Origin of the sequence: Marinirhabdus gelatinilytica (genome assembly GCF_003353425.1) — a bacterium.
Taxonomy (GTDB): domain Bacteria; phylum Bacteroidota; class Bacteroidia; order Flavobacteriales; family Flavobacteriaceae; genus Marinirhabdus; species Marinirhabdus gelatinilytica.
The window spans coordinates 1-10745 of sequence record NZ_QRAO01000011.1 but is presented as its reverse complement, the minus strand read 5'-3'; the positions used below and the strand labels follow the sequence as shown (position 1 = coordinate 10745).

The window sequence follows — 10745 nt, the reverse complement described above, 5'->3', positions numbered from 1 at the left end:
GGAATCAAAAAAACAGAAATGAATCCATCTTCAGAAATGCTAAATATGTTCAAAAATGATTATGAAATGATTAAAAATCAAAATTAAAATAGTTGAATAAAACTGCACACAACAAAGCATATGTCACAGCGCCCAGTTTTAGCTAAAATTAAAAGTCTTACATTTATACAAACTAATCACTAACACCGAAAAAAACGTAATGCCGGCTCCAGCTCACGGCTGATTCGCACGCTACGCTTCCCACATTTGCTCCGCAAATTGACTCTAGCCAACGCGTGCCGCCCTAAATGGTCGCCGTGGCATATGCAAACCCGTTGCCCACAAGTTGAAAAACAACCAAAATGAAAAAAAATAAAATCACATTACTTCTTTTCTTAATCGGAATCATTCATTTAACTGCACAAGAAAAAGCATTACCAATTATTGATATGCATTTCCACGCCTTATATGCTAATGCATATGGCAATGAACCAACTGCACTCTGTACACCTATTGAAACGAACTACCCTGTACACGATTTTTCCAAACCTTACGAGCAGACGTGGATGGAGTGGTTAAGAAATCCTAATCGTGAAAACCTAAGCTGGAGTGCTAAGGACGATGCTGATTTGAAAAAACAAACTTTTGAATTACTTGAAAAGTACAATATCTATGCAATTGCAAACGGAAATGAGGAGATTTTAAGAGATTGGCAAAAGGATATGCCAGAACGAATAACACCAGCGCTTTGGTATGCTAAATATCTGGGTTCAGAACCACCGATTGACAGTGTAAAAGTTTGGTTCGAGCAAGGAAAATATAAAGTCTTTGCAGAGGTTGCTACCCAATATGACGGAAAGAGACCAGATGACCCTTCCCTGGCACCCTACTTTGAGTGGGCAGAAGAAAATGACATTCCCGTCGGAATTCATATAGGTACAGGTCCACCTGGTTCACCCTATTTAACTGGCAGTCCAAATTACAGAGCAAGACTGCACAGCCCACTGGCTTTAGAAGAGGTTTTGGTTAAACATCCCAAGTTAAGAATTTGGATTATGCACGCTGGCTGGCCAATGATAGATGACACGTTGGCTGTATTATTTACGCACCCTCAAGTATATGTCGACATAGGCATTATAAGCCATTTAAATACAAGAAAGGAATTCCATAATTACTTGAAAAGGATTGTCGAAGCCGGTTTTGGAAAACAAGTTATGTTCGGGAGTGATTATATAGTTTGGCCAAAGGCTCTTGAAGTTTCAATTGAAAGTATCACAAAGGCCGATTTTCTTACTGAGGAGCAAAAACGGGATATTCTATATAACAACGCTGCAAGATTTTTGAAATTGAGTAAAGAAGAAATCGACAAACATCACGGAATATAAAACCAGTGGGCAACATGGAATAACACTAATTAATTCCCACAATAATTCTTACAAATTTCGAGACTACGGTGCAGGCAATTAGTAATGCCAAATCCTTTAAAATACTGCTGCGTTTTTATAGTGCTACGTTTCCATGCAATTTTGGGATTGTTAATAAAACCCAATAACTTGGTTCTCGATACATTTCGAGAACGGGAGGGATTTCTGTACTTTTATAGGTCAAAATAAAAAGTAACCTTACCCGCTTTCTATACATCCCATGGCAAAAAAAGTGACCCCTTTAATGAAACAGTACAACACCATCAAGGCCAAGTACCCTGATGCGCTGTTGTTGTTCCGTGTGGGCGATTTTTACGAGACCTTTGGTGAAGATGCGGTAAAGGCGGCCAAGATATTAAACATTACCCTTACGGCTAGGAACAACGGTGGCGACCAGACGGAGCTAGCGGGCTTCCCGCACCATAGCTTGCATACCTACTTGCCCAAGCTGGTCATGGCAGGTTGCCGCGTGGCCATTTGCGACCAGTTGGAAGATCCCAAGCAAACCAAGAAAATAGTAAAGCGCGGCGTTACCGAGTTGGTTACCCCGGGCGTAGCCCTTAACGACGATATCCTGCAGAGCAAGAGCAATAATTTCTTGGCAGCCGTACATATTGCAAAAGATACAGTGGGTGTTTCCTTTCTGGATGTTTCCACGGGCGAGTTTTTAACTGCCGAGGGGTCCGAGGAGTATATAGACAAGCTACTTCAAAACTTTAACCCCAGTGAGGTGCTCTTCAGCAAGCAGCAACGCAAACGGTTCGCTACTGCTTTTGGCGATGGCTTCCATACCTTCTATCTGGAAGATTGGGTGTTTCAGCAAGACTATACGGCAGAACTGTTGCAAAAACATTTCGATGTAAAAAACCTAAAAGGTTTTGGGGTAGATCACCTAGAGGCAGGGACCATTGCCAGTGGCGCGGCCCTACACTATCTGGGCGAAACCCAGCACAATAACCTCAAGCACATTACCAAGCTCTCCCGCATTGCCGAGGACGAATATGTGTGGATGGACCGTTTTACCATCAGGAATCTGGAGTTGTACCACAGCGCCCAGCAAAATGCCGTGACCTTGCTGGACGTGATAGACATGACCATCTCACCTATGGGTGGCCGTATGCTAAAACGCTGGTTGGCGCTCCCCTTAAAGAACCCCGAAAAAATCACGAGACGTCATGAAGTGGTAAGTTACTTGCTGGAGCATCCGCAATGGTTGGAACAAGTGCAACAGCACATCAAGAAAATGAGCGATCTGGAGCGGCTCATTTCCAAGACCGCAACGGGAAAGATCAACCCACGGGAAGTGGTACAGTTAAAAAATTCGATGCAGGCGGTAGTACCTTTAAAAGAGTTGGCGTTGCAGTCCGCCAATGAGTCCTTAAGAATAATAGGCGAACAGCTGAACGATTGCCAATTGCTTCGGGATAAAATTTTAGAGACTCTCTTGGAAGAAGCCCCCGTGGCCATTGGTAAGGGAAATGTGATCGCGCAGGGAGTTTCAGAAACCTTGGACGAACTACGTGGCATCGCAACGGGCGGAAAGGAATACTTGGACAACATGCTGCAACGTGAAAGCGAGCGAACGGGCATTACTTCCTTGAAGATAGCTTCCAACAATGTATTTGGGTACTATATTGAAGTACGTAACACCCATAAAGACAAGGTTCCCGAGGAGTGGATCCGCAAACAAACCTTAGTAAGTGCCGAGCGTTACATAACCGAGGAACTCAAGGAATACGAAACAAAGATCCTGGGCGCCGAGGAGAAAATCCTTGCGCTGGAACAAGAGCTGTTTGCCAAGTTGGTGCAGTGGCTACTACAGTTTATCGCTCCCGTACAGCAAACCGCTGCGTTGGTGGCAGAGCTGGATTGCTTGGCCTCGTTCGCTACCCACGCAAAGACATGTAACTATGTGCGGCCTACCTTGGACGATACCTTCGACTTGCACATTGAGGAAGGGCGCCACCCCGTTATCGAGCAACAACTCCCACCGGACAATCCCTTTATTGCCAACGATGTGTTTTTGGACAGGGATAACCAGCAAATCATCATGATCACGGGACCCAACATGAGTGGTAAAAGTGCCATTCTCCGGCAAACCGCGTTGATCGTATTACTTGCGCAGATGGGAAGCTTTGTTCCCGCCACTGCGGTGCGTATGGGTTGCGTGGATAAGATTTTCACGAGGGTAGGGGCAAGTGACAATATTTCTATGGGCGAGAGTACCTTTATGGTAGAGATGAACGAAACGGCGAGTATCTTGAACAATGTCTCGGAGCGAAGCTTGATTCTTTTAGATGAAATTGGCCGTGGCACCAGCACCTACGATGGTATTTCCATAGCGTGGGCCATAAGTGAATATTTGCACGAGCATCCCAGTAGGGCAAAAACACTCTTTGCCACCCACTACCATGAATTGAATGAAATGACCGAAACCTTCAGTAGGATAAAAAACTACAATGTTTCGGTAAAAGAACTGAAGGACAATGTGTTGTTCCTTCGGAAACTGGTACCTGGTGGTTCACACCACAGTTTTGGGATTCACGTGGCCAAGATGGCAGGGATGCCCAAGATAGTGCTGCAACGTGCCAACAAGATTTTGGAGCGTTTGGAAAAGAGTCATTCCAGTGATGAGCTTTCCGACAAAATGAAAGATATAGGAAAGGACGAACTGCAATTAAGTTTTTTTAACTTGGACGATCCGTTACTGGTGGAGATAAGGGACGAGATCCTGGAAACCGACATTGATACCTTGACCCCGGTCGAGGCCCTGATGAAGCTGAACGAGATAAAACGGATGTTGCAGCGAAGCGATGCAGTAAAATTGAAGAAATAAAGTTGTAAAAAACACTTTGGTTTTATAGGAAATATTTTAAATTTGCAATCGCTTTCAAACAGAAAGTACATACGCTTAAACACGCGAAAATAGCTCAGTTGGTAGAGCGCCACCTTGCCAAGGTGGAGGTCGCGGGTTCGAATCCCGTTTTTCGCTCTGCTTCGACTCCGCTCAGCATACGCTGGGCTTTTTCGAAAATTATACCAAAGTTGCTGCGCAGTAAGGCGTAGCCGAACCGCTGAAGTGGTGGAATTGGTAGACACGCTGGACTTAAAATCCAGTGGGCAGTAATGTCCGTACGGGTTCAAGTCCCGTCTTCAGTACAAAAAAAGCCGAATCATCCGATTCGGCTTTTTTTGTGATGCGGCTTAAGGCAAAGGAGTTTCTAGCTGTTGGTCGTTTGGTATTACAAATCATCGCTCATGAGTTTCTTTACTTCCTCATTGGCTTCTTCGTTCAATTTTTCAGCAGCAGCGGTTTTCTTGCTCACTCTATAGGAGATAAACATGATCAATAATAAAATAGGGATGATTACGGGCAAGGAATAAAAGAAGTCAAATTCATCTATAAACTTTATCTGGTGGTTTATCACGCCAGACAGCTGGAACAAGAACATGGTGAGGGGGACCAATATGGCGTACTTCCACCAGTTTCTTGAGGTGACAAACCAGATGGTGGTAAGGAGTACGAAGGTTAGTTTTGTGAAAAGGGCGTGCATAAAGCTCTGCACATTACCAAAATTACCAGCTTTAACGGTGCCGAAGATGGTTTCCCAAGTTGCTCCGGGATCAGACGGGGCATATTTGTAGATATAAAATAAAAAGGGTGTTGCTATCAGGGTTAATGATAGCAACACCCCTCCTATAAAGGTTTTTTTTCTATCCGTTTGGTGGAACTTCGTATTTCGCTTTGTCGATTTGTTGGTCATTAGTCGCTTGGTCTTCTGGGGTACAGCTAGCTGCAAGAGCGAGTACAGCTAAAATAAACATAAGTTTTTTCATAAGTATTAGGTTTTGAATTTATTTGTTATTGTTAGTACAATGATATGGGGAAAAGACTTTTCTCGCAATAGTACTGAAAATGAAAGATTTGCGTAATTTTATCTATTTTTTTGGTCTTTTGTCGAAAACTTTACGATTCATAAAATTTTTTAGCAAGAATTGTTTGCGCGCTTTTTAAGATTTTGTAGTGGAGAGAGCAAGATTTAATATTAGGTAAAACTATAGAAAATTTTATATCATAATTATTTCTTATTATAAACAAGGCTTTTTAACATCGTTTTAAGCCCTTGTTGAAATTGGGTAGATGTTGGGGTTCAAAACAGCAAAAATTCCCTTAAAACTTCTTAAAATAGATTTCTTGAATTTTAGAAAAATATATGAAAACTGTATTTAACACTCTATAAAGTGTATGTTTTCTTCGATTAATTAAAGGTATCTGCGTTTTTAATCGGTCATTAAGCGTAAATCGCCGATTTTTTGGTGAAAAAATCAAAATATTTAAACTCTAAAATAGTTATAAATGTTAAAGAATAGTTCCTTTCGTCGAAAAAAAAAGTGTATTAAGTCATTTAACCGAAATAATATTACATTTTGTCGAAAACAAACACCAGTTTCCGTTTCGCATTTTAACTAAAAATAAAATTAATATACATTTACGCCTGTAAAGAACCAACCAATTAATGTGTTCTTCCCACGCAATGTTTTAAAGATGATGTAGCATTGCAATCTAACAAACAAACAAGCTCTATCCCCATTGTACTATCTGCCCTTAAAAAAGGTGGGCAGGTGTCATGTGTTGATTGTTAACACTTATATGAGTGTTGCTATATAAAATAATAACTTTAGTTACTATATCTATGGGAAAAATTACGCTTCCTTCCGTATTGAAAAATGTTTTAAAAAATACCTTACTGTATATAGGTGTTTATAAGCAGTATTTCCTCTCAACGCTTTTGATGGTCTCAGTGGCGTTTTCTGTTTTTGGGCAAAGTATCCCCGCAACCAACGGTGCTGCACCTACTGGTGTCGATGGCAATGGGAATTGCTGGAATTGTGCCCCTGCTGGATGGACCGATGCCGGTGGTACACCGGATATCTCCAATTCCACTACAGCATCCTCCTCAGATGCAGCTCCAGTTGGAAGTCCTAATGGTGGAGGCGCTACTTGGGTTACTACTATTCCCAATCCTCCTAACAACCATGATAATTGGTTAAGTCTAAGAGATTTAGGTGCTGGAGGGACTGAAGAAACTGTAAGTGCCAATATAACTGGACTCACTCCAGGTAACGAATATGAGGTCGTAGTATATGCATTGACCCAAATTTCAAATGACGATACGGGCAATGGCCCTGGTATTGATGGTTACTACGCAGGTGCCTTTAACGATCAATTTAGATTCGATGTTGATGGTGGTACAATAGTTACGGTCCCTTTTACGGGTCAAAATGTTTGGAACACTTCTAGATTGCGTTTTACAGCAACAGCTGCAACTAGTATTATAACTATATACCCTGGTAATAACAGTGCCTACACAGGGTCCCAGGCTGGTGGAGGTAATGGTCGCATCAACATAGAAACAGTGCAGGTTTCCGTTACGCTCAACGCTATAAATACCGTACCAGATGCAGTAGATGATATGGCTGGATATATACCAGGAAGTTCCGTAACCTTTGATATTGTGGGTAATGATTCTGATGCTGAAGATACCACGGTAGTGACTGCTTCGGTAGATTTGGATCCGTCAACAGCTGGTCAACAAACCACTGTGACCAATGCACAGGGTACTTGGGTTTATAATACCTCTTCAGGAGAAGTAACTTTTACTCCGGCAACCGGCTTTAATGGTACGGCAACCTTAAATTATACGGTAGAGGATAATAACTCTTTGGATGGAACCCCAGCCCCTGCTACCAGTTCGCCAGCACTTATAACTGTTTCCTCAAACGATCAGGACGGCGACGGTGTGCCAGATGCCTCGGATATTTGCCCAGGTAGTGACGATACACTCGATGCCGATATGGATGGAGTACCGGATGGATGTGATTCGGACGATGACAATGATGGTGTCCCAGATGATGTTGAATACCTTGGTTTTACCACTGTATCAGGTTCTACAAGTGCAGATTGTACAGCCCCGGCATTGGATTTTGAAAATAATGGCAATACCGAAGTCACCTACACAGATGCAGATTTCTCTGGAGATTTTAGTGTTTCTGATACTTGGAGATATGATGGTGTGCTGCCAAATGTATATGTGGTTTTTACCGCAACCGATGCCACGGCAGGAACTACCTTGGTAGAGTTTGACGATGACACCAGTGGTTTCCCCGCTTCCTTTAACCCAAGGGTTAGCTATACCTTTAATGGGGGAGGAACAATTACAACCGGCTACTTCGAATTTTTAGTTGAATTCTTTGATACCACTACTAACAATCCTGTGAGTATTGAGTTCGGCGGAAGCTCTTACGATATGGACGGTCAAGTGGATGGAACAAATGGTACAGGTGAGTCCCAGCTGTTTTTTGGCGTCGATGCCTATGTAATTGAAGGGCCTATAGCACCAGCTACAACACCCAATATTTCTGCAGTACAACTTGGAGCGCCCAACCCTGGGGTAGAGTTTACAGCTGGAGCACTCCAAGGAGCAGCTATCGATACAGACCCCAGACTGCGCGGATATTTTAATTATAATGGTACCGATAGCTTTGTGGTGCGTTTACAATATAAAGAAGATGGCAACTTCTCCAATAGAATCCGCCAATTCTCTTTTGGTATAGACAAATGTACCGCTGTCGAATTTCAAAATCCGTTGTTGACGATTATCAATGGCGTAGATACAGATGGCGATGGTGTAGACAATCATCTAGACTTAGATAGTGATAATGATGGTATTTACGATTTGGTTGAAAGTGGTAGTGGTGCCTCTGATGGGGACAATGATGGGGTTGTAGATGGACCGGTTGGCGCAAATGGATTGCCAGATCAAGTTGAAACAAACCCAAATACTGATGGCGAGATAGACTATACCGTTACAAATACCGATGGTGATCTAACACCAGGAGGAGGAAATCAATATAATTTTATAGACCAGGATAGTGACAACGATAGCTGTTCTGATGCCAACGAATACTTTAATGACAATAATGCAGACGGAGGCGATGGCGGTAGTTACGGTACTGGGGAACCCCAGTTAGCTGTTGATATGAATGGATTGGTAACCACAGCTCCATATAACAATAGTGGTGGAGAAGATTCCGACACGAATGGCACCTCTGATTATGTTGAAGGTTCTTCTGGTACGCCATTTCCAAACCCAGATGGCGATACCGATGCCAATGCCTGTGACACGGACGATGACAACGATGGTAACCCAGATGCAACAGATCCTAATACCCAAGTCCCAACAGCAACAGACGACCCGGGCAACACAGCAACAGGTGGTGCGGCCGAAGTGATCCAGATTTTAGGTAACGACGACTTTACAGACAATACAGACGGCAATGCCGATCCTGATAATAACGACCCTATAAGTGTAACTACTATTGAAACAGTTATAGGTGCAAACACAACAGCTACGGGTACTATTGCTTACGACCCGGCAACAGGTGAATTAACCTATACACCAACATTTGCTGAAGGTGGAACAACGGTTACTATAGAGTACCAAGTATGTAACGATGTAAACGGCGACAGCCCAGGAACCACAACAGACGACGTGTGTGACACAGCGATTGTAACCATAGATGTAGCCTTTGGTGATTCCGATGGCGACGGCGTACCGGACAACCTAGACCAATGTCCTGGTTTTGACGACAATGCTGATAATGATGGCGATGGTGTTGCAGACGGCTGTGATGAGGATGACGACAATGATGGTATTGCAGACCTGACAGAAAATAATGGAAATTTTGCCGAAGGAGACGAAGATGGAGACGGTATATTGAACTACTTGGATACTACAGATGATGATCCCGGAAACACAGTAGGTGATGGAAGCACTACAGATTATACAGATGCCGATGGTAATGGAATCCCCGATGTATATGATTTTGATGGTGATAGTGTCGCCAATCATCTTGATGTAGATGCAGACAACGACGGTATCTACGATGTAGCAGAAGCTGGCGGAACCGATGCAGATAATGATGGTATTGCAGACGGTATTGACAGTGACGGCAACGGTATTCCCGATTCTGCCGGAACAGGATTAACTCCAACTGATAGTGGTCCAACCCCTGGAACACCAGATTACCTAGATTTCGACAGTGACGAAGACAGTTGTAGTGATGCCAATGAAGCTTATAACGATGACACCGCAGACGGTGGCGACGGTGGCCAATATGGTACAGATCCTGCACCAGTAAATCCAGATGGTACAGTAATAGCTGCAAGCTACCCAGCAGGCACAACAGACCCAAGCTTCCCTAACGATACCGATGGTAATGGAACACCAGACCACCTAGAAGATGGTCCAGACCCTGATAATGATACTATAGCAAATGCTTGTGATGAAGATGATGATGGTGACGGTAATCCAGACGACAACGAGATTGCCAACGGTAACGATCCATTAACGCCAGTGGCCGTAGATGATAATGGCGGTGTGGTAATAGCCGGAGTTCCTGAAGTAATCCAAATTCTCGATAACGATGACTTCTTAAACAACAACGACCCTAACAATGTAGGAAATACGATAATATACAATGCCGGTACAGGTACTGCGCAAGGTGTGATCAGTTTCGATCCTGCTACTGGTGAATTAACCTATACAGCCTCCCAGACCGAATTGGGAACTACTGTAACGGTAGATTATACAGTGTGTAACGATGTGAATGGTGACACTACGTTCGATGCCAACGGAAACCCAACAGGTGGACAAGCTGATGATATTTGTGATGTAGCAACAGTAACGATCATGGTTGCAGATATTCCTGATTCAGACGGTGATGGCGTAAACGATTTTGTAGACCTGGACGATGATAATGATGGTATATTAGATAGTGATGAAACCCCAGCTGGCTTCCCAGACCCAAGTGGAGACCAGGATAATGATGGTGTGCCAAACTATCTAGACCCAGACCTTGTTGAAGGATTTACCGATGCAAACGGAGATGGAGTTAACGATGCCTACGACTTTGATGGTGATGGAGTGCCAAATAGTTTGGACCTCGATGCAGACAATGACGGTATCTACGACGTAACTGAAACTGGAGGAACCGACGATAACAACGACGGACTTGCAGATGATACCGATGGAGACCCAACAAACAATAACGGAATTCCAAACACGGCTGGAACGGGCAACACGCCAATAAACAGCGGAACCGATCCGGCAACACTAGACTTCTTGGACCTTGACAGTGATGAGGACGGATGTAGCGACGCCAATGAATATTTCAATGGTGCCAATGCGGACGGTGGCGACGGTGGCCAGTATGGAGTTGGCGACCCACTTACCCTAGCAGGTGGTGGTGTAGATGCCAACGGAGCCGTGACCACTGCCC

At 43.6% G+C, this 10745-nt stretch carries 4 protein-coding genes and 2 tRNA genes; 5 read left to right on the top strand and 1 reads right to left on the bottom strand.

Annotated elements, in window-relative coordinates; genetic code table 11:
* Window positions 1–341: 341 nt before the first annotated feature.
* From C8D94_RS14965 to C8D94_RS14950, 4 genes are all read left to right on the top strand, one after another.
* Window positions 342–1364, top strand: a complete 1023-nt coding sequence (locus C8D94_RS14965) for an amidohydrolase family protein (RefSeq protein WP_115124782.1) — start codon at window positions 342–344, stop codon at window positions 1362–1364.
* 283 nt (window positions 1365–1647) lie between these two features.
* On the top strand, window positions 1648–4239 hold the full coding sequence (gene mutS / locus C8D94_RS14960) for a DNA mismatch repair protein MutS (RefSeq protein ID WP_245946355.1): 2592 nt from the start codon (window positions 1648–1650) through the stop codon (window positions 4237–4239).
* A gap of 83 nt (window positions 4240–4322) precedes the next feature.
* Window positions 4323–4395 (top strand) — tRNA-Gly (locus tag C8D94_RS14955).
* A gap of 81 nt (window positions 4396–4476) precedes the next feature.
* Window positions 4477–4562 (top strand) — tRNA-Leu (locus C8D94_RS14950).
* Window positions 4563–4645: 83 nt separating this feature from the next.
* Here C8D94_RS14950 and C8D94_RS14945 read toward each other — a convergent pair.
* Window positions 4646–5167, bottom strand: coding sequence for a hypothetical protein (locus tag C8D94_RS14945; protein ID WP_115124780.1), 522 nt, complete (start codon window positions 5165–5167; stop codon window positions 4646–4648).
* Window positions 5168–6097: 930 nt separating this feature from the next.
* Between C8D94_RS14945 and C8D94_RS14940 the strand changes: the two genes are divergently transcribed.
* Window positions 6098–10745, top strand: a 4648-nt coding sequence (locus C8D94_RS14940) for a beta strand repeat-containing protein (RefSeq protein WP_211308927.1), incomplete at its 3' end; no start/stop codon positions are given.

Bases quoted from the DNA above. Each gene is read 5' to 3' on its own strand.
- C8D94_RS14945 (WP_115124780.1), bottom strand. From the start codon at position 5,167: ATGACCAACAAATCGACAAAGCGAAATACGAAGTTCCACCAAACGGAT.
- C8D94_RS14965 (WP_115124782.1), top strand. From the start codon at position 342: ATGAAAAAAAATAAAATCACATTACTTCTTTTCTTAATCGGAATCATT.
- mutS (WP_245946355.1), top strand. From the start codon at position 1,648: ATGAAACAGTACAACACCATCAAGGCCAAGTACCCTGATGCGCTGTTG.